Below are 24,678 nucleotides of genomic sequence, written 5' to 3' on the forward strand. Positions count from 1 at the left end.
TTGACGCGGCGGCGGGCATTTGCTACAATGCCTCAAGTGCCCGATGCGCCGCAGGGGAGCGGCGGCAGGCGGGCGCACTGCAAGGAAGGGCGCGGCCGTGCCCATGTTTCGGCCGCAGAGACTGCCCTACAACATGGAACGTTAGGAGTGTTTATGACAAAATTCACAGAACATCTGCGGCGGCGGGTTTTGGCCATCCCGGCCAAATTCTATGTCACCCTGCTGACCCTGTGCTGCCTGTCACTGACCCTGTTTGCGCTTTTTTCCACACTGAATATCGTCTATGTGTCCGACTCCCACGGTGCCAGCCGCATGCTGCTCACCCGGGTGGAGGACCCCGAAGAGCTGATGGACCTCTCCGGCATCGTTGCCGAGGAGGAAGACAGCGTCTACTTCACCGCCTTCAACGGCAACCTGGCCAGCCTGAGCATCCAGCGGGCGGTGCCCATCACCGTCTATGCCGACGGAACCGAGCATGTGACCAAACTGGCGGGCGGCACGGTGGCCGAGGCTTTGGAAGCCTGCGGCGTGACCTTGGGCGAGCACGACTACACCGAGCCCAGCCTGCACACCGCTGCCAGCCAGGACGAACCCATCACGGTGCACCGGGTGGAATACCAGGACACCGTGACCTATGAGAGCATCCCCTACGAGACCGAATACGTCTATACCAGCTTGTATTACCGCAACAAGAAGCGCACCACCGTGATGCAGCAGGGCAAGGAGGGCACCAACGAGATCACCCACCGCCTGCGCATCGTGGACGGCGAGGTGGAGTCCAGCCAGGTGGTGAGCGTGGTGATGACCGAGGCTCCCGTGAACACCGTCATCAAAGCCTACAAGGCCGGCGCTCCGGTGAGCGACCTTTCCGGCCCCGAAGTGGTGAACGGCGTGCCCTCCAGCTACACCGCCGTCTACACCGGCCGGGCCACCGGCTATTCCGCCAGCCGCGGCCGGGGCGCTTCCGGCCTGGGCCTTGGCTACGGCACCGTGGCCGTGAACCCCAACCTCATCCCCTACGGCACCAAGCTCTATATCACCAGCACCGACGGCCGCTTTGTCTATGGCTACGCCATCGCCACCGACACCGGCACCGCGCTGCAGAACGGCAGCTGCCTTGTGGACCTGTTCTACGAGACCTACGACGAGGCGCTGCTCAACGGCGTGCAGCAGGTGAACGTCTACGTTGTGGGCTGAGCCGTGCCCGCTGCTTTTGCAAACAGAAAACAGGTATTTTCCCCGCCCGGCGATTTGCCGGGCGGGGAATGTTTTTTTACAAGGTTTTTTCTCGCAACCTGCTTGACAAATCCCCGGCGCAGGACATACACTTAGAGAGGGCGTGACCGCCCCGAATTTTTGTGTGCAAGGAGATGAAAGGCATGGACGGCGACCCCGGTAGTCGAACGTGTATGACCCTCATATGTGGCGCTTCTGCCTTTCTGTTCCCCGTGCGCTGACACCTGCGCGGGGCGGGCTTTGTGCGCCGCCGAGAAGAAAGCAGGTGTAAAATATGATCACGATTTATCTCAGTGACGGTGGCCGCATGCTGGAGCAGGATCAGATCTGTCCCGGCGCGTGGATCCATCTGTGCGACCCCAACGAGAAGGAGATCGGGCGTGTGTGCGCCCAGCTCCATGTGGACCCTGACCTCATCCGCGCCGCCCTCGACGAAGAGGAGCGAAGCCGCATCGAGGTGGAGGACGAGGGCGGGAACCCCTGCACCATGATCCTGGTGGACACGCCCCTGGTGCAGACCGAGGGCCACACCTTCGTTTATTCCACCATTCCCTTCGGCATCGTGCTCACCCCCCAGAACGTCATCACCGTCTGCCTGCGGGAGACGGCGCTGCCCCGGGCCTTCATGGAGGGCCTGGTGAAAGGCTGCAGCACCAAGAAGTTCAAGCGTCTTGCGCTGCAGATGCTCTACCGCAACGCCAGCCTGTTCCTGTTCTACCTGCGCCAGGTGGACAAGGCCAGCACCCGCGTGGAGAACGAGCTGCACATTAGCATGAAGAACAAGGAGCTCATCCAGATGCTGGGTCTGGAGAAGAGCCTTGTTTACTTCTCCACCTCCCTCAAGAGCAACGAGCTGGTTCTGGAAAAGCTGCTGCGCATGGACTTTGTGAAGGACTACCCCGAAGACACCGATCTGCTGGAGGACGTCATCGTTGAAAACAAGCAGGCCATGGAAATGAGCGGCATCTACCGTGACATTCTGTCCGGCACCATGGACGCCTTCGCCTCGGTGATCTCCAACAACCTGAACATCGTCATGAAGCTGTTGGCTTCGGTCACCATCATCCTGACGGTGCCCACCATCGTTTCCAGCCTCTGGGGCATGAACGTGCCCGTTCCCTTCGAGGGCAGCCCCTTCGGCTTCTGGATCGTGCTGGGTGTGGCGGGTCTTGCCACTCTGGGTGCCATCCTGCTGGCAAAGTACAAGCGCTGGCTGTGACATTCTGCGAACGCTGCGGCGGGCTTTTGCCCGCCGCGTTTTTTTATTTTGGGGCAAAAAGTGCCGCCTTTTCCCCGGCCTGTGTTGCGTCCCGGGCATTTTTTGGGTATAATGATAAAAATGAACATACTGCGCCCCGGCGGGGCGAAAAAACCTGCCGCGGCGCGTTAAAAGGAGCGTGCAGTATGCAGATCTTCAATACGCTGACCCGCAAAAAAGAAGAATTCATCCCCCAGAAGGAAGGGGAGTACCGCATTTACGTCTGCGGCCCCACCGTCTACAACTACATCCACATCGGCAACGCCCGGCCCGTGGTGGTGTTCGACACCCTGCGCCGTTACCTTGAGTACCGGGGCAACAAGGTGTACTTTGTTTCCAACATCACCGACATCGACGACAAGCTCATCAAGAAGGCCCAGGAGCAGGGCTGCAGCATGAAGGAGGTCGCCGAGAAGTTCGAGGCCGAGTTCATCAAGGACAGCGACGGCCTGAACGCCAAGACCCCCACCGTGCGCCCCCGCGCCACCGAGCACATCGAGGAGATCCTGGACATCGTCAAGGACATCCTGGACAAGGGCTACGGCTATGTGGCCAAGAACGGTGACGTCTACTTCCGCACCCGCGCCTTCAAGGAGTACGGCAAGCTGAGCCACCTGAATCTGGAGGAGCTGGAGAGCGGCAACCGCGAGCTGCGCAGCCAGATGGACGACGATCTGAAGGAAGACCCCGCCGACTTCGCCGTCTGGAAGGCCGCCAAGCCCGGCGAGCCCGCCTGGCCCAGCCCCTACGGCCCGGGGCGTCCCGGCTGGCACATCGAGTGCAGTGCCATGGCCCGCAAGCATCTGGGCAACACCATCGACCTGCACTGCGGCGGCCAGGACCTGATCTTCCCCCACCATGAGAACGAGATCGCCCAGTCCGAGTGCGCCAACGGCTGCACCTTCAGCCGCTACTGGATGCACAACGGCTTCTTGAACATCGACAACCACAAGATGAGCAAGAGCGCGAACAACTTCTTCACTGTTCGCGAGATCGCCGATGTGTTCGGCTACGAGCCCATCCGCTACTTCCTGCTCACCGCCGGCTACCGGATGCCCCTGAACTACACCGTGGAGCTGCTGAACAGCTGCAAGGCCAGTCTGGAGCGTCTGTACACCTGCCGCGACAACCTGGACTTCCTCATCAAGAACGCGAAGGGCGAGAGCAACCTGCTGGCGGAGAAGGCCGCCGCCGCGAAGGTGAAGTTCAACACCGCCATGGACGACGACCTGAACACCCCCGACGCGCTGGCCGCCGTCTTTGAGCTGGTGAAGGACATCAACACCCTGGGCGCCGACGCCAGCGCCGACGCGCTGAAGACCGCCGCCGCCACCTTCGACGAGCTCACCGGAGTGCTGGGCCTGCTCTACAACCGCAAGACCGACGAGATCCCCGCCGAGGTGATGGAGCTTGTGAACAAGCGCGCCGAGGCCAAGAAGGCGAAGGATTGGCCCACCGCCGATGCGCTGCGCGCCCAGATCACCGAGATGGGTTATGTGGTGGAGGACACTCCCCAGGGCCCCAAGGTGACCCGCGCCTGAGCCGCCAGACCCCCTTTTGACCGACACGGGCCGCGAGGAGCGCTGTTTTGACCTAACAGCTCCCCGCGGCCCGTTTGATTTTGTGTTCAGTGAGGAATCGGAGATGTCCACCCCTTCTGTTTATTCTTCCCGCCGGCGGTGGCTGCCGCTGGCGGCCGTGTTGCTGGCGGTGCGCTGCGTTCTTGCCTATACCGGCGAGGGCTATTCCAGCGATGTGACCTGTTTTTCCGCCTGGGCGATGCGTCTTGCGGAGAACGGCCCCGGCGCTTTTTACGCCCCGGATTATTTTGCCGACTATCCCCCGGGCTACATGCTGCTGCTCTGGCCGGTGGGCCTCATCGCCCGTGCGTTGCAGCTGGAAGTGACCGGCAAAGCCATGGGCTTTTTGATCTGCCTGTGGCCCATCCTCTGCGATCTGAGCCTGGTGACGCTCATCTGGTCCGTGGCCCAAAAGCGCTTCGGAGAGCAGCGTGCGCTGCGCTTTGCCGCTTTTGCCGCCTTCTGCCCGGCCCTTTTGTACGACACCGCCGTCTGGAAACAGGTGGACGGCGTGTTCTGCCTTCTGCTCATCGCCGCCTTTGTGTGCCTTGAGGAGAAAAAGTGGCTGCCCGCCGCGGCGCTCTACGGTTTTGCCCTGGCGGTGAAGCCCCAGGCCCTGCTCTTCGGGCCGGTGCTGGCGGTGGCCTTCCTGGCGCCGCTGCTGGCCGCCCGTCAGCGCCGGCCGGCCCTGACCGCTCTTGGCCGGGGCGCGGCGGGGGCCGTTCTGGCGCTGGCCGCGGTGTTTGCCTGCGCGCTGCCCTTCTGGGGCAGCCAGGACGCCGGCTGGCTGTGGGAGAAATACACCTCCACCGCCTCCAGCTACCCCTACGCCAGCGTGAACGGCTACAATCTGCTCACCCTCTTCGGCGCAAACTGGCAGCCCCAGGACGCGCCCGCCCTGGGCCCCATCACCTGGCAGATGCTGGGCTCCGCGGGCATCGCCCTCGCCACCGTTGCCCTTGCGTATCTCGCCTGGAGCAGCTGGAAGGCCGGGCGCTTTTCGCCCCTGCTGCTGGCCGCCTTCTACGGGGTGGCGGTGTTCACCCTGAGCCACCGCATGCACGAGCGGTACATCATTCCCGCGCTGCTGCTGGTGCTGGCCGCCGCTGCCCGCTGGGGCGACAAGCGGCTGCTGGGCGCCTTCGGCCTGCTCAGCCTTTCTTCGGTGGTCAACCTTGCCATGGTGCTCACCAGCAACGGCACCGAGGACCAGTTTTTGTCCAGCGCCACGGCGGTGGTGATGATCCGCATCGTCAGCGCCGTGGAGGTGGCGGGCTTTGGTCTGCTGGTCTGGGCCGTGTTTTCCCTGTGCTGGGGCGAAACCGTGCGGGAGTACGTCCTCACCGCGCCGGCCGTTCCCGCTGCCCCCGCGCCGCAGCCGGCCTGGAGCCGCAAAGAGGGCCTCGCCCTCGCGGCGGCCACGCTGGCCACGGCGCTGGTGAGCTTCTGGAATCTGGGCGACATGACCGCACCCCAGAACCCGCTGGTGAGCGACGGCGTCGCCACCGAGGTGCAGGTGGAGCTTTCTTCGCCCGCCACCGAGCTCTGGGTCTATCCCGGCATCAGCTGGGGCGGCAGCCTTACGGTGTACGACGCCGCGGGCACCCAGCTGGCCAGCGTGGAGCTGAACGGCGGCACCGTGTTCCAGTGGAAGCAGGTGGGGCTTTCCTTTGCCGCTGAAGGGCCGCTGACCCTCCGGGTGGACAACGCCCAGGTGATGGAAGCCGCCTTCCGGGACGAGAGCGGCGCGCTGGTGGCCGTCTCTTCCGACAGCGCCCTCTTTGACGAACAGCAGTGGGTGCCCGAGACCATCAGCTACAAAAACAGCATGTACTTCGACGAAATTTACCACGGCCGCACCGCCTACGAGCATCTCCACGGCATGCCGGTCTATGAGACCACCCATCCGCCCCTGGGCAAGGTGTTCATCATGCTGGGCGTGGCCCTCTTCGGCATGACCGGCTTCGGCTGGCGTGTGGCGGGGGCGGCCTTCGGCGTGGCGATGGTGCCGGTGCTGTATCTCCTGGTGCGCCGGCTTTGCCGCAAGCCCGCCTTCGCCCTCTTTGCGGCGGTGCTGGCGGCCTTCGACACCCTGCGCTTTGCCCAAAGCCGCATCGCCACCATCGACGTGTACGGCACTTTCTTTATTCTGCTCTCCGCTTATTTCATGGTCTGGTACTGCCAGAGTGTTTTGGAAAAAGGAGTGGAGGAGAGCGTGCTGCCCATGGCGCTGGCGGGCCTGGCCTTCGGCCTCGGCGCTGCCAGCAAGTGGACCGGCCTCTACGCCGGCGCGGGGCTTGCGGTGCTCTACTTCGGCGTGCTGTGGCAGCGGGCCAAGCAGAAGCCGCTCCGCCTCAAACAGGAGGTGGCCACCGCGTTCTGCGGCGGCGTGGTGTTCTTCGTGGCGGTGCCCCTTCTCATCTATTTCGCCAGCTATATCCCGTATTTCTGGCGGGAGGGCGGCTTCTCGCTGGGCGAATGGTGGCAGTGCCAGGTGAGCATGTACCGCTACCACAGCGGCCTTGAGGCCACCCACCCCTACGAATCCCGCTGGTACACCTGGCCCTTCAGCGCCCGCCCGGTGTGGTATTATCTGGCCTCCGGCCTGCCCCAGGGCATGCGGGGCACCATCGCCGCGCTGGGCAATCTGTCGGTGTGGCTGGCGGCGCTGGGCGGCCTTTGCTGGGCCGGCTGGCGGCAGCTGGCCGGCAAGGGCAGCGGCGCCACCGGCGCGCTGTCGGTGCTGTTCCTGGCCCAGTTCTTGCCCTGGACGATGGTGAGCCGCTGCACCTTCCTCTATCACTATTTCCCCAGCCTGTGGTTCGCGGTGGCGGCCCTGGCGGTGGCGGCGGCGCACTTCCATGAGCGGCATCCGGTGCCGGTGAAGTGGCTGTGCATCGGCCTCACCACTGTGGCGGGGATATTCTTCGTGTGCTACTACCCGGTCATCAGCGGCCTGCCGGTGACCGAGACCTGGGTGAACGCGCTGCGCGTTCTGCCCAGCTGGATGTTCTGAAAAGGAGGCGAGCGCTGTGCGGCTGCTCCATCTTTCCGACCCGCATCTGGGCCGCCGCCTGTGCGAGGCGGACCTCTTTGAGGACCAGAAATATATCCTCGACCAGATCGTCTCCATCGCCCTCTCCGAAGGGGTGCAGGGAGTGCTGGTGGCGGGAGACGTCTACGACAAGGGCGTGCCCGGCGTGGGCGCGGTGAACCTGTGGGACCATTTCCTCACCGCCCTGTGCGAGCATCACCTGCCGGTGTGGGCCATCAGCGGCAACCACGACTCGGCGGAGCGCCTTGCTTTCGGGGGGCGGCTGCTGGAGCACAGCGGGGTGCATCTGGCCTCGGTGTTCTCCGGGCGGCTGGAACGCTTTGACACAGAGGACGAGCACGGCCCGCTGACCATCTGGGCGCTGCCCTTTGTGCGCCCGGCGGCGGTGCGGGGCTTTTTCCCCGACGAAACCATCGAAAATTATACCGACGCGGTGGCGGCGCTGGTGCGCGCCGCCGCCCCGGACGAGGGCGGGCGGAACATCCTCATCGCCCACCAGTTCGTCACCGCCGGGTCCGTTTCCCCCGAGGCCAGCGGCTCGGAACTGCTGAACCTGGGCACGCTGGACAACGTGGACGCCGCCGCTTTTGCCCCCTTCGACTATGTGGCTTTGGGCCACATCCACGGCGCCCAGCGGGTGGGCCGGGAGGAAGTGCGCTATTGCGGCTCGCCCCTGGCCTATTCCGTCAGCGAGGCGCTGGGCCAAAAGAGCGTCACGGTGGTGGACATCGGCCCCAAGGGGCAGGTGAGCACAAAACAGGTGCCCCTGTCGCCGCTGCACCCGCTGCGCCGGGTGCAGGGCCCGCTGGAAACGCTGCTGGAAAGCGCCGTGCCCAGCGAGGATTACATCTATGCCCGCCTCACCGACGAGACCCCGCCTCTGGACCCCGCCGCCCGGCTGCGCAGCGTCTACCCCAATCTGGTGCGGCTGGAGTTCGTGCTGCCCAATGCGCCCGAGACCGACGCGCCCGCTTTGCGGGAAATTGCCATGCGCACGCCCCGGCAGCTGTTTGAGGAGTTTTATCAGAGCGTCCACGGCCGGGAACTCAGCGGGGAAGAACGGGCCTTTCTGGACGAAGTGCTGGGAGAGGAGGCGGAAGGATGAGACCGCTGCATCTGTGTCTTTCGGCCTTCGGCCCCTACGCCGGGGAGGAAACGCTGGAATTGGACAAGCTCGGTTTCAGCGGCCTGTTCCTCATCACCGGCGACACCGGCGCGGGCAAGACCACCTTGTTCGACGCCGTCAGCTACGCTTTGTTCGGCCAGCTCTCCGGCGGGGTGCGCAGCCTTGACACGGTGCGCAGCGACTACGCCGAGCCCGACCGGGAGACCTTTGTGGAGCTGACCTTTGAGCACCGGGGCAAGGAATACACCGTGCGCCGCACCCCCCAGTATCAGCGGCCCAAAAAGCGGGGCGAGGGGCAGGTGACGCAGCCCGCCACCGCCCTGTTCCTGGCGCCGGGCTGCCCGCCCGTGGAAAAGGTGGGGGAGGTGGACACAGCCATTCGCCAGCTGCTGGGCATGGACGGCGACCAGTTCCGCCAGATCGCCATGATCGCCCAGGGCCAGTTCACCGAACTGCTCAACGCCCCCGGTGAGCGGCGCAGCGCCGTGCTGCGGCAGATCTTCGGCACCGCCGGCTGCCGCGCCGTGCAGGATAAACTCCGCGCCGCCGCCACCGAGGCCGCCCGTGCCGTGGAGCGGCAGGACGCCGCCCTGCTTCAGGCCTTCGCTGCTTTCAAGCTGCCCGAAGAGGAAGAGGCGGCCCGTCCGCTTGCCGAAATTTTAAAGGACGAAGCCGCCGTCTGGCGCTGCGACGAAGTGCTGGCCGCAGCCGACGCCCTCTGCGCCGTGGACGCAGCAGCCCGCGCTGCCGCGGAGGCAGAAGAAAAGGTGTTGGACGCCAAGGCCCAGACCACCGCGGCCAAACTGGAAGCCGTCCGTCAGGCCGTTCTGCTCCACAACGCAGCTGCCGAGTCTGCCCGTAAACTGGCGGAACTGGAAGAACAGCAGGAAGAGAGAAAAGCGCGCCACGATGCCCTCGGCACGGTGCGTGCCGCGCTGGAACAGGCAGAGCTGCAGGCCCGCCAGCAGGAGGCCAGGCTACCCGACTATCAGCGCCGGGAAGAACAGCGCGCCCTGCGTAAACGGCTGGAAGAAACGCTGGGCCGGTGCGAAGCCGACCGCCGCGCCGCAGCCGAAGAACAAAAACAGCTGGAAGAGGAGAGCGCCCGCCTTGCCCAGCAGGCCAAAGGCGCCCAGGAAGCCCGCCAGCGGCAGACCGCCGCCGAGGCCGCCCGGGACGCGCTGGCCGCCCGCCTGGAGCAGACCGCCGGGGCGCTGAACGCCGCCCGCCGCCTGCGCAGCGCCCAGCAGACCGCGTTGGACGCGGCGGAGACCTTTGCCGCGGCGCAGAGGGAATACATGGGGGCCAAGAGCGAATACGACGCCGCGGAAGCTCTGTTCTGGCAGGGGCAGGCGGGTCTGCTGGCGGCAAATCTGACTGAAAACGCCCCCTGCCCGGTGTGCGGCAGCCTGCACCACCCCGCCCCCGCAAGACCCGCCAAGGGCGCGCCCGACCGGGCCAGCCTGCAGGCGGCAAAAAAAGAACTGGAAGAGCTGAACGCGAGCTATCAAAAAGCGGCCGGGGAGAGCGGCGCGGCCCAGGCCGCCGGCGAGGCCGCCCGAAAGGAATTTTTGCGGCTGGCCGCCGCGGCGCTGACACAGTGGGGGGAACAGGCCCCCGAAACGCCCCGGGAGGCGGCGCTGGCCCTGAAAGAGGCCAAGGCCAAAGGCGAGGCTGCCCGCGGCGAAGCCGAAGCCCGGGCCAAAGCAGCGAAAGAAGCCGCCGAGGCGGGGGAAAAGGCGGAACAGGAACTGCCCCAATGCCAGCAGAAACTGGAAGCCTGCCGCCACAAGCAGGAGCAGCTGGCGCAGAAAAGCGCCGAATGTTCGGCACAGCTGGCCGCCGCCCGCACGCTGGAAGAAGAGCTGGGGGCCAGCCTGCCCTTTGAAAGCGAGGCCGCGGCCCGGCGGGCGCTGAACGAACTGCGGGCAAAGGCACAGGCCCTTTCCGACGAGCTGCAGGAAGGGGAGAAGGCCTGGAACGAGTACGGCGAACAGCTGGCCGCCGCCCGCACCCTGGCGCAGGAGCGCAAGGGGGACCTGGCCCGCGCCGCCGACCCCGCCGAGGAGCAGGCGCTGGCCGCCGCGCTGACCGATGTGAACATCCGGCGCACCCGGCTGCAAGAGCAGAAGGAGGAGCGTTCCAACCGCCTTTCCGCCAACCGGGACGCCGCCGCACGGGTAAAAGTGCTGGCAAAGCAGGCGGACGCCGCCCGCTGCCGGGCGCGGCTGGCCGACAACCTCCACCGCACCGCCGGCGGCACGCTGGTGGGCGGGCTGGGCAAACAGCAGTTCGAACAGTACGTGCTGGTGGCCTATTTTGAAAGCGCGGTGGCCGCCGCCAACCGGCGGCTGGCTTTCATGACCGGCGGCCAGTACCAGCTTTTGTGCCACGGCGCGGCCCAGAGCCGGGGCCAAAGCGCCCTGGACCTGGACGTGCTGGACAACTACACCGGCAAGCGGCGAAGCGTGCGCTCGCTGTCCGGCGGTGAGACCTTCCAGGCGGCGCTGGCGCTGGCCCTGGGCCTCTCGGACGCCATCCAGCAGTACGCCGGCGGGGTGCAGATCGACACCCTGTTCGTGGACGAGGGCTTCGGCAGCCTGGACGCCGACAGCTTGGAAAACGCCATCGCCACGCTGCAAAGCCTGGCGGACGGCAAGCGGCTGGTGGGTGTTATCAGTCATGTGGCCGAGCTGCGCCAGCGGCTGGAAAAACAAGTGCTCATCACCAAGACCCCCCGGGGCAGCCACATGGCCCTGCGGGAGTTGTAAAACAAAAAAGGCCGCCCCGGTTTTTCCGGGGCGGCTTTGCGTTTTATCAAAGGGTGATGTGCCGGGGCACGCCGTTCACGAACATGGGAGTCAGCTCGCCCTGGATCAGCGGCCGGGCGTAAGCCTCGAAGGCGGCGTTCACGTGCATGCCGTCCGGATCGATCCACTCCAGCGGCACGGTCTTTTCCGCGTTGGCCACCTTGTGCACGTCCACCAGTTCGGTGCCGCACAGATAGGGCTGGTCGCTGAGGCGGGTCAGCGCCGCCATGCAGCCGGTTCGCCCTTCCAGCGCGGCGCGCACCGCCGCGCCGCCCACCCGGTAGGCCTCGCTGATGTCGGTGCGGCTGGCCAGATGCCCCGCGCACCGCTGCAGGGTGGAAAGCTCGATGGCGCGGCTCTTGCAGCCCAGCTCCTGCTGGATGAGCCCCGCCAGATACCGGCTGGTGCCGGAGAGCATGGCCTTGTGGCCAAAGGCGTCTAGCTGGCCGCCCTCGCCGGCCAAATCGCACAGGAAGCGGCCCTCCCGGTCCTTCACGCCCTCGCTGGCGGCAATGATGACATTCTCCTTCTGCTTTTGCAGCCGGTCCACCCGCCGCAGGAACAGCTTCGGGTCAAAGGGGATCTCCGGCAGCAGAATGAGGTCCGGCCCGTCGCAGTCGTCGCCCTTGGCCAGGCTCGCCGCGCCCGCCAGCCAGCCGGCGTGGCGGCCCATGATCTCCGCCACCGTCACGCTGCGCAGGTCGTAGGCGCTGGAATCCCGGATGATCTCCTTCATGATGGTGGCGATGTACTTCGCCGCCGAGCCGAAGCCGGGAGTGTGGTCGGTGCAGACCAGGTCGTTGTCGATGGTCTTGGGCACGCCCACAAAACGGATGAGGCTGCCGATGGCCTCGCCGTAAGCGGAAAGCTTGGCGATGGTGTCCATGCTGTCGTTGCCGCCGATGTAGAGCACCGCGTCCACCTGATAGCGGGCGAACAGCTCAAACAATGTCTCGTACACCTCGTCTCCCACCACCGGCTCAGGCAGCTTGTAGCGGCAGCTGCCGAGATAGGAGGAGGGGGTGCGCTTGAGCAGCTCGATGGCCAGATCGTTGTCGAACAGGCGGGAGAGATCCGCCACCTGGCCTTTCAAAAGCCCTTCGATGCCGTGCTGCATGCCCAGCACCCGCACCGCGCCGCAGCTGCGGGCAGTCTCAAACACGCCGGCGAGGCTGGCGTTGATGACGGCGGTGGGACCGCCGCTCTGACCTACCATGAAATTCATCGGCACACTTCCTTTACCCTTCGTTGTCCTGGCCGGCAGCCCTTGTGCCGGCACACCCTGTCCATTATACTGTATTTAAAGGGCGGGCGCAATAATCCGCGGCGCCCTTTCGTTTAAAAAGCAGAGGAGCCCGCGGCCGCAGGGCCGGGGCAAGGAGATAAAAAGGAGGGAACACCATGAAACGGGCAATGAGTCTTCTGCTGGCGGCGGCGCTGTGCGCCGGGCTGCTGGTTGGATGCGGGGCTTCGTCCGGCGGCACCGCCGCCGCGCCGGAAGCCTATAACGGCAACATGGACTACGCCGTGAGCGAGGAATCCGCCGACGCGGGCCTTTCCGGCACCGAGGCGGACCGCCTTTCCCCCAATGACGGGCGCAAGATCATCTACAACGCTTCGCTGGAGATGGAGACCGAAGAGTTCGACGCCACCCGTGACAAGCTGCTCAAAGCCGCGTCCGACGCCGACGCCTGGGTGCAGGGCAGCGACGAGGGCGGCAGCGCCGAGAACGGCAGCCGCTGGGTGCGCTATACCTTCCGGGTGCCCAGCGAAAGCTACGCCGACTTTCTGAACGACGCCTCCGCCGCGGGCAGCGTGACCTATAAGAGCGAGACCACCGAGGACATCACCGCCGATTATGTGGACCTGGAAGCGCGACTGGAGAGCCTGCGCACCCAGGAAGCCCGCCTGCTGGAACTGGCGGGCCAGGCGGGGGATTTGGCGGACCTTTTGGCCATCGAGGAGCAGCTGGCCCAGGTGCGCTATGAAATCGAAAGCTACACCGGGCAGCAGCGGGTCTACGACAGCCTGCTGGCCTACTCCACCGTGGACGTCTCGCTGGACGAGGTGCGGGTGCTCACCCCCGTGAGCAACAACTTCGGCTCCCGCGCCGTCACCGCCTTCAAGGAGAGCTGGCACAACTTCGCAAACGGCGTGCAGGACGTGGCCATCGGCGTCATTTACCTGCTGCCGGTGCTGCTGGTGCTGGCGGTCATCGTGCTGGTGGTGCTTGTCCTCCTTCGTGCGGCGCGCCGCCGCCGGCCGCAAAAACCCATCCAGCCGCCGCCTGCGCCTCCGGCACAGGTCCCCGGCACAGGGACGGCGGGGGAGAAGCCCGCGCCGAAATACGGCCCTGAAAAGTAAATCGTGAACCGAAAGCGCAGGGCGGGCTTGCCCTGCGCTTTTTGCATATCGGAGATTTTTACAAAAAAATCTCGTGGAAAATGCCAGTTGCGCCCCGGTGGAAATCGTGCTAATAATGAACTAACAATGGGTTTTGTATACAATCCAGGGCCGGCTCTGCCGGCAAACAGCTTTGAAGGAGGAAGATCCCATGGCCACATTGCGCGAAGACGCGGACAAGATCATCGGGGCTGCGCTGGAAGCTGCCCTGCCCGACAACGCGGTGAAAAAAGCGTTGGAGGGGCATTTCTTCAGCGGCGGCCGGGTGCGGCTGGTGGCCGCGGGCAAGGCGGCCTGGCAGATGGCAAAGACCGCCAGCGACCTGCTGGGCAGCCGCATCGAGGCGGGCGTCGTTGTGACCAAATACGGCCACAGCATGGGCCCCATCGCCAATTTCGACATCTGGGAGGCCGGCCATCCCGTGCCGGACGAAAACAGCTTCCGGGGCGCGCAGGCGGCCATCGACCTGGTGAAAGACCTCACCGCCGAGGACACGGTGCTGTTCCTCGTTTCCGGCGGCGGCTCAGCCCTGTTTGAAAAGACGCTGGTGAGCGGCGAGGAGCTGGCGGACATCACCAAACAGCTGCTGGCCTGCGGGGCGGACATCGTGGAGATCAACACCCTGCGCAAGCGCCTCTCCGCGGTGAAGGGCGGCAAATTCGCCCAGATCTGCGCCCCGGCCCAGGTGTACAGCATCGTCCTTTCGGACATCCTGGGCGATCCGCTGGACATGATCGCCTCCGGCCCTGCCTATCCCGACTCCTCCACCGCCGCCGACGCCAAGGCCATCATCGCGAAATACGGCCTGAAGATGAGCGAGGCGGCCCTGGGCCTGATGGAGGTAGAGACCCCCAAACAGCTGGATAACGTGACCACAAAGATCACCGGCAGCGTGCGGCAGCTGTGCGCCGCCGCAAAGACCGCCTGCCAGAAGCTGGGCTACGAGCCGGTGGTCCTCACCGACTGCCTGGCCTGTGAAGCCCGGGAGGCCGGCGCCTTCCTGGGCGCCATCGCCCGCACCCACGCCGAGGCCGACCACTCCCTGGCCTTCATCGCCGGCGGCGAGACGGTGGTGCACCTCACCGGCACGGGCAAAGGCGGCCGCAACCAGGAACTGGCGCTGGGCGCGGCCCAGGGCATCGCCGGGCTTTCCGGCGCGGCGGTGTTCAGCGTGGGCAGCGACGGCACCGACGGCCCCACCGACGCCGCCGGCGGCTATGTGGACTATACCACTGCCTCCCGCCTGAAGGAGCAGGGCTTGGACATTTTTGAGGTCCTGAAAAACAACGACGCCTATCACGCCCTGCAAAAGGTGGGCGGCCTGGTGATGACCGGCCCCACCGGCACCAACGTGAACGACGTGGCGGTGCTGCTGCTCAAGCGTGAAATTTAATACATCCTAAAACGAGAAAATATCCATCTGCAGCCGGCGGGCCTTGTGCCCCGCCGGCTGTTCTTTTATTCACGTTTCATTCATATAATGCATTGTGAATCTGCACGATTTCTATGGTCATTTTGCTAAAATTTGCGTAAAATTGTTGACATATGACAAATTAAGGGATAAAGTTAAGGTGTCACAGCGAAAATTGTATACAAAATGCAATTTGCGAAAAACTTTCCGACGTAATACTTTTTTGCATGGAGAAAGAAGGAGAACGACGATGAAAACCATCAAGATCCCTTATTACACCTCCACTTTGGACCTGCATGTGGACGAGGCCAACCTGAAGGCCGTCGTCACCGCGAAAATGCATGAGTACAAAGCGGCCAAGAGCGAGGCGGAACTGGTGAAGGACGCCCTGGCGCACCCCATCGGCTCCAAAACGCTGCGGGAGCTGGCCGTGGGCAAGAAGAAGGTCACCCTGGTCACCAGCGACCACACCCGTGCGGTGCCCAGCAAGCTGACCCTGCCCATCCTGCTGGCGGAGATCCGCGCCGGCAACCCGGACGCGGACATCACCATCCTCATCGCCACCGGCCTGCACCGGCCCACCACTGAGGCCGAGCAGCGGCGCATGTTCGGCGACGCCATCGTGGACAACGAGAAGATCGCCGTGAACAACGCCTTTGAGCCGGACGACTTCGTCAAGGTGTGCGACCTGCCCAGCGGCGCCGAATTCTTCTGCAACAAGATCGCCGTGGACTGCGACCTGCTGATCTGCGAGGGCTTCATCGAGCCTCACTTCTTCGCCGGCTTCTCCGGCGGGCGCAAGAGCATCCTGCCCGGCATCTGCAACGCCGCCACCGTGAACGAGAACCACAGCTACAAGGCCATCGCCGATCCCCACTCGGTCACCGGCGTGCTGGAGGGCAACCCCATCCACAAAGACATGGTCTGCGCCGCCCGCGCGGTGAATGTGCAGTTCATCATGAACGTGGCGCTGGACGGTGAGAAGAAGGTCGTGGCCGCCTGGGCCGGCGATCTGGAGGAGGCTCACGCCGCCGGCGTGCAGTTCATCCGCGAGCAGAGCCAGTGCCCCAGCATCGAGGGCGACATCGTCATCACCTCCAACGGCGGCTATCCCCTGGACCAGAACCTCTACCAGAGCCCCAAGGCGGTGGCCACCGCCGAGGCCTGCGCCGGTGAGGACGGCGTCATCATCATGTGCTGCTCCTGCTGCGACGGCATGGGCGGCACCAACTTCGAAAAGCTCATCACTCTGGGCACCGTGGACGAGATCGACGCTTATCTGTCCAAGATCCCGCCCAAGGAGACCATCTCCGAGCAGTGGTGCCCCCAGATCTACTCCCGCATCCTGCGTCACCACAAGGTGATCCTGGTCACCACGTACCTGGATCCCGAAGAGGTGCGCAAGGCCAACATGATCCCCGCCTCCACCCCGGACGAGGCGCTGGAGATCGCCTATGGCATCAAGGGTAAAGACGCCAGCGTCGTTGTGATTCCCGACGGCGTGAGCGTGATGGCCGTGAAAGGCTGAATTGAGCAAAGGAGAACAGCTATGGATCTGAAACTTGCGCTGAAAGTCAGCGACAAAGACAACGTTGCCACCATCTTCGCCGACGGCATCGTGGACGGCACCGAAGTGGAGATCCGCGACAAGCGGGGCGACAGCGAAAAAGTGAATGTCATCGGCGATGTGCCCTTCGGCCACAAGATCGCCGTGCGCGACATCCACAAGGGCGAGCTGATCATGAAGTACGGCGAGGAGATCGGCATCGCCACCAAAGAGATCAAAAAAGGCGAATACGTGCACATCCACAATCTGGACAGCATGCGCGGCCGCGGCGACTGGAAGGAGTAAGCGATATGGAATTTATGGGTTATGTGCGCCCGGACGGCAAGGTGGGCGCGCGCAACTATGTGGGCGTTATCCCCAGCGTGACCTGCGCCAATGACGTGGCTCAGGCCATCTGCCGCCAGGTCATGGGCACCGTGTCCTTCCTGCATCACCAGGGCTGCTGCCAGATGCCGCCCGATCTGGAGCGTGTCACCGACACCCTCATCAGCCTGGGCAAGAGCCCCAACCTGGCCAGCGTGCTGGTGGTCAGCCTGGGCTGCGAAGGCACCGACCATGAGCGCATGGTCAAGGAGATCGCCGCCACCGGCAAGCATGTGGAGATCATCCACATCCAGGAGCTGGGCGGCGTGTCCAAGGCCATCCAGGCCGGCACCGACATCGCCCGCCGTCTGGTCATCGAGGCCTCCGGCCTGCAGCGTCAGCCGGTGGACGTGTCCAACATCGTCATGGCCATCAAGTGCGGCGCGTCCGACACCACCAGCGGCATGGCTTCCAACTGCGTGATCGGCTATGTGGCCGACAAGCTGGTGGACTTGGGCGCCACCGTCATCTTCGGCGAGACCACCGAGTTCATCGGCGGCGAGCATCTGCTGGCCCGCCGCGCCGTCTCCAAGGAAGTGGGCGACAAGATCTTCGAGATCGTTGAGAAGATGGAGAACCGTGCCAAGGCCATCGGCTGCGACATGCGCAAAGGCCAGCCCACCCCCGGCAACATCGCCGGCGGCCTGTCCAGCATCGAGGAAAAGACCCTGGGCGCCATCGTGAAATCCGGCACCCGTCCCATCCAGGGCGTGCTGGACTACCCCGAGTACGTTACCAACCAGAAGGGCCTGTGGATCAAGGACACCCCGGGCCGCGAGCCTGAGATCCTCACCGGCATGGCTGCCACCGGCGCCCAGTTCATGATGTTCAGCACCGGCCGCGGCGCGCCTCAGGGCTTCCCCTGCATGCCTGTGGTCAAGATCTGCGGCAACCCCATCACCTACCCCCGCATGGAGCAGGATATGGACCTGAACGCCGGCCTCATCATCACCGGCGACAAGACCATCGAGCAGGTGGGCGAGGAAGCCTTCGCCAAGGCCCTGCGCACCCTCTCCGGCGAGATGACCAAGAACGAGGCCATCCAGTACGTCAGCTCCATCGACATCCACTGCCTGGGCCCGGTCATCTGACCCTTTTATCCGTCTCCCGGCGCGAGGACGCGCCAGTTGATATGTTACACATTCCGCAGACGTATCCCGTTAACTTTGAGAAGGAGTGAATCGTATGAATCCAGTATTGGCAATGCTGATCGGCGTTGTCGTGATGATGGGTCTTATTATTTTCACCCGCATGCACGCGTTCCCCTCGCTGATCATCTCTGCAATCCTGATCGCTGTTCTGTCTGAGGGCATCACCTTCAGCGAGTCCATCGGCATGGTCACTGCCGGCTTTGGCGGCACCATGACCAGCATCGGCATCGTGATCGGCTTCGGCTGCATCATGGGTATCTTCCTGGAAAAAAGCGGCGCGGCCAAACGCATGGCGCTGACCATTCTGAAACTGGTCGGCGTGAAGCGGGCCGACGTGGTGCTGGGCCTCACCGGTTTCGTGGTGTCCATCCCCGTGTTCTGTGACTCCGGCTTCGTGATCCTGTCCAGCCTGGCCAAAGAGTTCAGCCGTCTGACCAAGAAGTCCATGGTCGGCCTGGGCGGCATCCTGGGCATGGGCCTGTACATCACCCACTTCCTGGTTCCCCCCACCCCCGGCCCCTTGGCCGTTGTGAGCACCTTCCAGCAGGAAGGCCTGGCCGTTGACCTTGGCATGTTCATCATCTTCGGCCTGCTGCTGTCTGTTCCTGTGTTCATCTTCTCCGTGTTCCTGTTCCGCTGGTTCGGCAACAAGTACCCCGACTTCGTGGTTCCCTACGAGATCGACCGCTCCAAGTACACCGACGCCCAGCTGGCCGTTCTGGACAAGATCGACGCCAAGATCAAGGCCGGCAAGGAGCTGGAAAACTCCGACTTTGAAGAGCTGCTGAGCACCGAGAAGCTGCCCGGCGCCGGCATCAGCTTCACCATCCTGCTGCTGCCCGTTGTGCTGATCCTTGCCAACACCGTCGTGGGCCAGACCGCCCTCGCCGGCACTGTCATCGGCCAGGTCGTCACCTTCCTGGGCAACCCTGTTATCGCTCTGTTCGTGGCCCTGTGCCTGGGCGCCTTCGTCCTGGCACGCGACCTGGACAACAAGACCGTTGTTGGCATGATGAACGACGCCCTGAAGGACGCCGGCCCCATCGTGATGATCACCGCCGCCGGCGGCGCCCTGGGCGCTGTCGTCAAGGCTACCGGCGCTGCCCAGATCATGGCTGACGGCATCGTGGCTGTTGGCATCCCCGGCGTTCTGGTGCCCCTGCTCATCGGCACCATCATGCGCTTCCCCCAGGGCAGCGGTACCACCGCTATGATCACCGGCTCCGCCATTGTGGCCCCGATGGTCGCCACCCTGGGCATCAACCCCTACATCGCGGGCCTGGCCATCTGCATGACCGCCATGTGCCCCTCCTTCCTGAATGATAGCTACTTCCACGTGGTCACCAACTTCAGCGGCATGGACATCAAGACCAGCCTGAAGACCTGGACCATCGGCTCCATCCTGGTGCCCGTGGTGGGCGGTATCGTTCTGATCATCGCCAGCATCTTCATTCACTAAGGTTTTTCACCGTGAAACAGCTTGCCGTGCGCGGCGGCCGCGCGCGACGTAAAAAAGCGGCAAACGGGAATGTGTAATACGCGCCGGTCCCCCGCTCAAGGGCTTGCAAAAACCTTGAGCGGGGGACTGGCCATTTTGGCAGAAAAAGCGCCCGGCACGCTGCCGATTGAGCGGCGTACCGGGCGCATCCCTGTGTTTCGGAAAAGCCTTATTCCAGAGGCTGATGGGTCTGTTTGCTGATGAGATATTCGTTGATCTTGTCCCGCGCCAGCTCCAGATGGCGGCGGTTCACCCGGTCCGCCTCTTCCACGTTGCCGGTGAGCAGGCAGTGGACGACGGTGGTGTGCTCCACCAGCGATTCGCGGAAGCGGCGCTTTGACTCCAGCGAGTAGATGCGGAACTGCTGGACCTGGGAGGAGATGCGCTGATACATATCCTCCACCAGCCGGTTGCCGCCGATGCGGATGATGAGCATGTGCAGCTGAAAGTCCGCCTCGATGTGCTTTTTCATATCCTGCCGCTCGTGGTAATAGGTGATCTGGTCCAGGCAGCGCATCAGCTCCTGCTTGTGCTCGGTGGTCATGAACTGCACCGAGCGCTGGATGCAGTAGCTTTCCAAAAGCACGCGCACGTCAAAGATCTCCTGGATGTCCTGAGGGGTGAACTCGCGCACGAAAACGCCCCGGTTGGGCAATTCCACCACCAGGCCGTCCGCCGCAAGACGGCGCAGAGCCTCCCGCACCGGGCTGCGGCTGACGCTCAGCGAGCGTGCCAGCTCCACTTCGTTCAGCCGCTGGCCGGGCTCGTAGCGGCCGTCGCAGATGTTCTCCTTGATGGCGTTGTAGACCTGCGTGCGGATATTCACCACAGCGTTTTCTTTCCCAAACATACAGCACATCTCCCACGTGGGGGTAATCTTTCAGCTACTATTATACCATAGTTGCATATTTTTGTGACCATTGCCAAAAAAAGATTTTTTTTGTGTGGCCGCTGGCGTTTTCGGCCGGTTTGTGATACGTTAACAAGAGTGCGGCCCGGGCCGCAACAGAAAAAGAAGGGGTTGACGAACAAGTGGCAGAGGTGCTGCAGCATTCCGCGTCCTATGTGTTTATTCTCGCATTGGGCTATTTCCTCAAGCGGATCGGCGTGTTTGGCAAACAGGATTACAGGGTGCTTACCCAGGTGGTGCTGTGCGTCACGCTGCCCGCGGCGGTCATTACAAACTTTGCCTCCATGGAGTGGCGTTCCAGCCTTTTGCTGCTGCCGCTGCTGGGGTTTGGCATCTGCTGCGCCATGATGCTGCTGGGCCAGTTCATCGGCCGGGGCAAGGCACCCGGCGAGCGGGCGCTGTTCATGATCAACTGCCCGGGCTACAACATCGGCGCCTTCGCGCTGCCCTTTGTCCAGAGCTACCTTGGGCCGGAGGGCGTGGTGGCCGCCTGTCTGTTCGACGTGGGCAACGCCATCATCTGCACCGGCGGCAGCTATGCCTGGGCCAGCGGCGTGCTCCATGTGGGGGACAAGCCCCTGCGCCCGGTGGATGTGTTGAAAAAGCTGGGCAGTTCGGTGCCCTTTGTCACCTATGTCACCATGCTGGTGCTGGTGATGGCCGGTGTGCAGCTGCCCGGTGCGCTGGTGGAGTTCATCAGCCCCATCTCGGCGGCGAACCCCTTCGTGGCCATGCTGATGATCGGCGCCATGTTCGATCTGGACCTGCGCCCCGAGTACCTGCGCCGGGTGGGCCAGGTGGTGGGCATCCGGCTGACGGCGGCGGTGCTGCTGGCCGCGGCGATGTACATCTTTGTGCCCCTGCCGCTGGAGATCCGCCAGGTCCTGGCGGTGATGGCCTTCGCTCCCGCCTCGGTGATCTCGCCGGCCTTCACGGCAAAGTGCGGCGGCGACGCCGGCCTTACCAGCTGCATCAACTCCATCACCATCCTCTGCGGTGTGGTGGGTATGCTTGTGGTGCTGGCCGTTTTGGGCGTGGCCTGAAAAACAGAAGAAAAAGGCCGGCTAAGACAGCCGGCCTTTTTTTATTCTTCGTCCATGTAGCCCGCAGGCTGGATGGCCACCGCCTCCACCAGCTCGTCCCGCATCCACATGGCTACGTCAGTCTGCACGGTGTAGCCGCAGCCGGGATCGGCCATCCACTGCTCCGCCGGGCGGCGGGGCAGGGCGCTCTGGGCCAGCATGCTCATGATGACGCCGCCGTGGGTGACGCAGGCGGCCTCGGTGACCTCCGAGCGGATCATGTATTCCAGCAGCTTGTGCAGCGTGTCGGCGCAGCGGGCGTGGAACTCCTTTGTGGGCTCCGCTCCCTCGGGCACAAAGCCGGGGGTGGGGTCCATCCAGCGGGCGAATTCCGGGTCCTTCACCAGCTCTTCCATTTTGCGCCCTTCGAACACGCCGAAGTTCGCCTCCCGCAGCTGGGGCACCACCAGCCGATGGCTGGCAGCGGGGAAGAGCAGATCCGCCGTTTCCACCGCACGGGCCAGGGGTGAGGTGAACACCGTGTCCGGCGCGGGGTAGACAAAGCGGCTCTTAAAGACCTCCAGGTCGTGGCGGCCCTCGTCGCACAGGGGCAGGTCGGTGCCGCCGCCCACATACAGCCCTTCCAGGTTGCCCCGGGTCAGCCCGTGGCGGATCAGATGCAGTTTAAAAGTCTTCACGTTGTCGTCATCCTTCCCGCGCCCGTTTTCGGGGCGCACATGGCGTTGAATATATTACAAAATAGTAACAAACAGGAATGTTTCAGCGCGGGCAAACACTATATTTAGAAAAGAGCCCGGCATCATTATCGTACATATAGTTTTTAAAGTCAAGCATGGACAAATCCCACGAAAAAGGCTGGGGGAATTTGGCGAATTTCGTATTTACAACGCGTTTTCGCTGATTTATAATTTACGATGTGTAATGGCCCCCGGCGGGCGAAAAGTGCCCGCAAACCGCGCTGTTATGCCCTTTGCGGCATTGAACGGGCCGGCGGCGCGGCGGGCGGCCGGAGTAATGACAGGGAGCAGGATATCATGGAATTCAATCGCATCATCACCCTTCTTCGCAAGGAGCGGGGCATCACGCAGAAACAGGCCGCGGCAGAGCTGGGGGTGTCCCAGGCGCTGCTGTCCCACTATGAGAAGGGCATCCGTGAGTGCGGCCTGGACTTTGTGGTGCGGGTGGCGGATTACTACGACGTATCCTGCGATTATCTTCTGGGCCGCAGCGCCGACCGCAGCGGCCTGACCCTCACGGTGGAGGAGATCCCCAATCCCGAGACCGCGAAGGACAGCGTCTACAAGGGCAGCGTGCTGCCCACGCTGAACAAAAAGCTCATCTCCAACAGCCTGAACATCCTGTTCAGCAAGCTGGCCGCCTGCCCGGACAAGGGCCTGGTGAGCGAGGTGAGCGCCTATCTGATGCTGGCGGTCTACAACATGTTCCGCCTGCTCTACGCTTCGGCTCCCAAGAACGCCGAGAGCCTGTTCCGGGTGAGCCCGGGACGCTGGCAGGGCTATTCCGCCGCCGCCATGAGCACGGCCCAGGCCAATGTGAAGGCCGCGCTGGACGGCGAGAACATGGGCAACGGCCCGGCCCTGAAAGACACCTCCTGCTTTGCCATGACCACCGAGAGCCTTTCCAAGGACTACCCGCTCTACGCCACCAGCCTGTTCAACCTCATCAAGAACAGCGAGGGGCGCATTGACCGGGTGCGCTGAACAAAGCAACAACGGCCTCCTGCCCGCACGCCGGGCAGGGGGCCGTTTTCTTTTGCAAAGCGATGGGTCACAGGCTGCCGATCTTTTTGCGGCAGGCGGGACAGATGTTGCGGCCTTCAAAGGCCACCACGCCTTTGGCCTCACCGCAGAAGATGCAGGCCGGCTGGTACTTCTTCAGCACGATCTCGTCCCCGTCCACAAAGATCTCCAGGGCGGCGTTTTCCTCCAGGTTCATCAAGCGGCGCAGCTCAATGGGCAGCACCACCCGGCCCAGACCGTCGATCTTGCGCACGATACCGGTGGATTTCATGGTATTTCTCCTTTTTTTCGCGGGAATAGACTTATACGTTCAGGAAATTTGTGACACAATTATACCGCGAAAGGAGCAAAATGTCAATATATGGCAAAAATGGAATAATGAGAAATTTTTGTGAACAAAAACCGCGCTCCCTTGGGGAGCGCGGCGAAACAGCGGGGTTTACAGCTGTACCAGGCCCACTTTCTTGTAGACCTTGGCCACCATGCGGTCGGCGATGCGGCTGGCGGCGGCGGCGCCTTCTTTCAGCACGCCGTCCAGATATTCCTTGTCCGCCAGGATGCGGGCGTACTCGGTCTGGATGGGGCGGAAGGCGTCGATGACGCTGCCGGCCACCGCTTCCTTGAACACGCCGTAGCCCTGGCCCTCGAACTCCTTCTCGATGTCGGCGAAGGTCTTGCCGGTGAGGCTGGCGTAGATGCTCATCAGGTTGGTCACGCCGGGCTTATCGTCGCCGGCGCGAACCACGCCGTCGCTGTCGGTCACGGCGCGCTTGAACTTGCGCAGGATGGTGTCGGCGTCGTCGGTCATCAGAATGAAGCTGTTCACGTTGGTGTCGCTCTTGCTCATCTTCTTGTCCGGCTCCTGCAGGCTCATGATCTTGGCGCCGGTCTTGGCGATGTAGGGCTCGGGCAGGGTGAAGGTGGGGCTGTAGAGGTTGTTGAACCGCTGGGCCACGTTGCGGGCCAGCTCCAGATGCTGCTTCTGATCCACACCCACGGGCACCAGATCCGCGTTGTAAACAAGGATGTCCGCGGCCATCAGGGCGGGGTAGGTGAACAGGCCGGCGTTCACGTTGTCGGCGTGTTTGGCGCTCTTGTCCTTGAACTGGGTCATGCGGGACAGCTCACCGAACTGGGTGTTGCAGCTGAGCACCCAGCTCAGCTGCACATGGGCGGGCACATGGCTCTGCACGAACAGCAGGCTCACCTTGGGGTCGATGCCGGCGGCCAGCAGCATGGCGGCGGCCTCCCGGGTCTGGCGGCGCAGGGCCGCAGGCTCCTGACGCACGGTCAGCGAGTGCAGGTCGGCCACCATGTACAGGCACTCAAAGTCCTCCTGCAGGCTGCCCCAGTTGCGGACGGCCCCGATGTAGTTGCCCAGGGTGAAAGTGCCGGTGGGCTGGATGCCGGAAAGAATGCGCTTTTTGCGCTCGATTTGTTCGCTCATTGCTAAAACCTCAATTCTGCGCCGGGCGTGCCCGGAAGATCGTTATTCATTATATACCCG

The 24,678-nt window shown here is 63.7% G+C and carries 19 protein-coding genes; 14 read left to right on the forward strand and 5 right to left on the reverse strand.

All coding sequences use genetic code 11. From position 1 onward, the window contains the following. Positions 1 to 153: 153 nt before the first annotated feature. From ACMNAY_RS05235 to ACMNAY_RS05260, 6 genes are all read left to right on the forward strand, one after another. Positions 154 to 1,197 (forward strand): 3D domain-containing protein, encoded by a 1,044-nt coding sequence (locus ACMNAY_RS05235; RefSeq protein ID WP_394968417.1) that lies wholly within the window; start codon positions 154 to 156, stop codon positions 1,195 to 1,197. A gap of 313 nt (positions 1,198 to 1,510) precedes the next feature. Continuing rightward, entirely contained in the window at positions 1,511 to 2,455 is a 945-nt protein-coding gene (locus tag ACMNAY_RS05240) for a magnesium transporter CorA family protein (RefSeq protein WP_394975527.1), read from the forward strand. A gap of 185 nt (positions 2,456 to 2,640) precedes the next feature. Further along, a complete protein-coding gene (gene cysS, locus ACMNAY_RS05245) occupies positions 2,641 to 4,035 on the forward strand; it encodes a cysteine--tRNA ligase (protein ID WP_394968415.1) in 1,395 nt (464 codons plus the stop codon). A gap of 103 nt (positions 4,036 to 4,138) precedes the next feature. Further along, positions 4,139 to 7,090 carry a phospholipid carrier-dependent glycosyltransferase gene (locus ACMNAY_RS05250; protein WP_418718653.1) on the forward strand — a complete coding sequence of 984 codons (2,952 nt, stop codon included), beginning with the start codon at positions 4,139 to 4,141 and terminating at the stop codon, positions 7,088 to 7,090. A 16-nt stretch (positions 7,091 to 7,106) separates the two neighbouring features. After that, complete coding sequence (locus ACMNAY_RS05255) at positions 7,107 to 8,234, forward strand: exonuclease SbcCD subunit D (protein WP_418718654.1); 1,128 nt, start codon at positions 7,107 to 7,109, stop codon at positions 8,232 to 8,234. Then, on the forward strand, positions 8,231 to 11,026 hold the full coding sequence (locus ACMNAY_RS05260) for an AAA family ATPase (protein ID WP_418718655.1): 2,796 nt from the start codon (positions 8,231 to 8,233) through the stop codon (positions 11,024 to 11,026). The genes ACMNAY_RS05255 and ACMNAY_RS05260 overlap by 4 nt, the downstream gene beginning before the upstream one ends. A 46-nt stretch (positions 11,027 to 11,072) precedes the next feature. Here the strand turns inward: ACMNAY_RS05260 and ACMNAY_RS05265 are convergent, their stop codons facing one another. Next, positions 11,073 to 12,296 (reverse strand): 6-phosphofructokinase, encoded by a 1,224-nt coding sequence (locus ACMNAY_RS05265; protein ID WP_418718656.1) that lies wholly within the window; start codon positions 12,294 to 12,296, stop codon positions 11,073 to 11,075. Between the two features lie 170 nt (positions 12,297 to 12,466). Between ACMNAY_RS05265 and ACMNAY_RS05270 the strand changes: the two genes are divergently transcribed. From ACMNAY_RS05270 to ACMNAY_RS05295, 6 genes are all read left to right on the forward strand, one after another. Further along, entirely contained in the window at positions 12,467 to 13,429 is a 963-nt protein-coding gene (locus tag ACMNAY_RS05270) for a DUF4349 domain-containing protein (RefSeq protein ID WP_394975518.1), read from the forward strand. A 190-nt stretch (positions 13,430 to 13,619) separates the two neighbouring features. After that, positions 13,620 to 14,861: a glycerate kinase type-2 family protein gene (locus tag ACMNAY_RS05275; RefSeq protein WP_418718657.1), complete on the forward strand. Its 1,242-nt coding sequence runs from the start codon at positions 13,620 to 13,622 to the stop codon at positions 14,859 to 14,861. 268 nt (positions 14,862 to 15,129) lie between these two features. After that, positions 15,130 to 16,407 carry a nickel-dependent lactate racemase gene (gene larA, locus ACMNAY_RS05280; RefSeq protein ID WP_418718658.1) on the forward strand — a complete coding sequence of 426 codons (1,278 nt, stop codon included), beginning with the start codon at positions 15,130 to 15,132 and terminating at the stop codon, positions 16,405 to 16,407. A 21-nt stretch (positions 16,408 to 16,428) separates the two neighbouring features. Next, positions 16,429 to 16,731 carry a UxaA family hydrolase gene (locus ACMNAY_RS05285; RefSeq protein WP_394968407.1) on the forward strand — a complete coding sequence of 101 codons (303 nt, stop codon included), beginning with the start codon at positions 16,429 to 16,431 and terminating at the stop codon, positions 16,729 to 16,731. A gap of 5 nt (positions 16,732 to 16,736) precedes the next feature. Then, positions 16,737 to 17,900, forward strand: a complete 1,164-nt coding sequence (locus ACMNAY_RS05290; RefSeq protein WP_394975514.1) for a UxaA family hydrolase — start codon at positions 16,737 to 16,739, stop codon at positions 17,898 to 17,900. A 94-nt stretch (positions 17,901 to 17,994) separates the two neighbouring features. Beyond that, the gene (locus ACMNAY_RS05295; protein ID WP_394975513.1) at positions 17,995 to 19,419 is read left to right on the forward strand and encodes a GntP family permease; all 1,425 of its coding nucleotides are present in this window, start codon (positions 17,995 to 17,997) and stop codon (positions 19,417 to 19,419) included. A gap of 208 nt (positions 19,420 to 19,627) precedes the next feature. Here ACMNAY_RS05295 and ACMNAY_RS05300 read toward each other — a convergent pair whose 3' ends face one another. After that, entirely contained in the window at positions 19,628 to 20,308 is a 681-nt protein-coding gene (locus ACMNAY_RS05300) for a GntR family transcriptional regulator (RefSeq protein ID WP_418718659.1), read from the reverse strand. A 182-nt stretch (positions 20,309 to 20,490) separates the two neighbouring features. Between ACMNAY_RS05300 and ACMNAY_RS05305 the strand changes: the two genes are divergently transcribed. Next, positions 20,491 to 21,411 carry an AEC family transporter gene (locus tag ACMNAY_RS05305; RefSeq protein ID WP_394975509.1) on the forward strand — a complete coding sequence of 307 codons (921 nt, stop codon included), beginning with the start codon at positions 20,491 to 20,493 and terminating at the stop codon, positions 21,409 to 21,411. Between the two features lie 41 nt (positions 21,412 to 21,452). Here the strand turns inward: ACMNAY_RS05305 and ACMNAY_RS05310 are convergent, their stop codons facing one another. After that, on the reverse strand, positions 21,453 to 22,088 hold the full coding sequence (locus ACMNAY_RS05310; protein ID WP_394975507.1) for a histidine phosphatase family protein: 636 nt from the start codon (positions 22,086 to 22,088) through the stop codon (positions 21,453 to 21,455). 357 nt (positions 22,089 to 22,445) lie between these two features. On the opposite strand from ACMNAY_RS05310, the gene ACMNAY_RS05315 reads away from it, so the two are divergent. Then, positions 22,446 to 23,132: a helix-turn-helix domain-containing protein gene (locus tag ACMNAY_RS05315; RefSeq protein WP_394969556.1), complete on the forward strand. Its 687-nt coding sequence runs from the start codon at positions 22,446 to 22,448 to the stop codon at positions 23,130 to 23,132. Between the two features lie 67 nt (positions 23,133 to 23,199). On the opposite strand, the gene ACMNAY_RS05320 is transcribed toward ACMNAY_RS05315, so the two are convergent. Together ACMNAY_RS05320 and trpS are read right to left on the reverse strand one after the other, a co-directional pair. Continuing rightward, entirely contained in the window at positions 23,200 to 23,442 is a 243-nt protein-coding gene (locus tag ACMNAY_RS05320) for an AbrB/MazE/SpoVT family DNA-binding domain-containing protein (RefSeq protein WP_418718660.1), read from the reverse strand. Between the two features lie 168 nt (positions 23,443 to 23,610). Continuing rightward, positions 23,611 to 24,618: a tryptophan--tRNA ligase gene (gene trpS / locus ACMNAY_RS05325; protein ID WP_418718661.1), complete on the reverse strand. Its 1,008-nt coding sequence runs from the start codon at positions 24,616 to 24,618 to the stop codon at positions 23,611 to 23,613. Positions 24,619 to 24,678 lie beyond the last annotated feature (60 nt).

The organism is Candidatus Allofournierella merdipullorum, from assembly GCF_048426865.1.
Classification (GTDB): domain Bacteria; phylum Bacillota; class Clostridia; order Oscillospirales; family Ruminococcaceae; genus Allofournierella_A; species Allofournierella_A merdipullorum.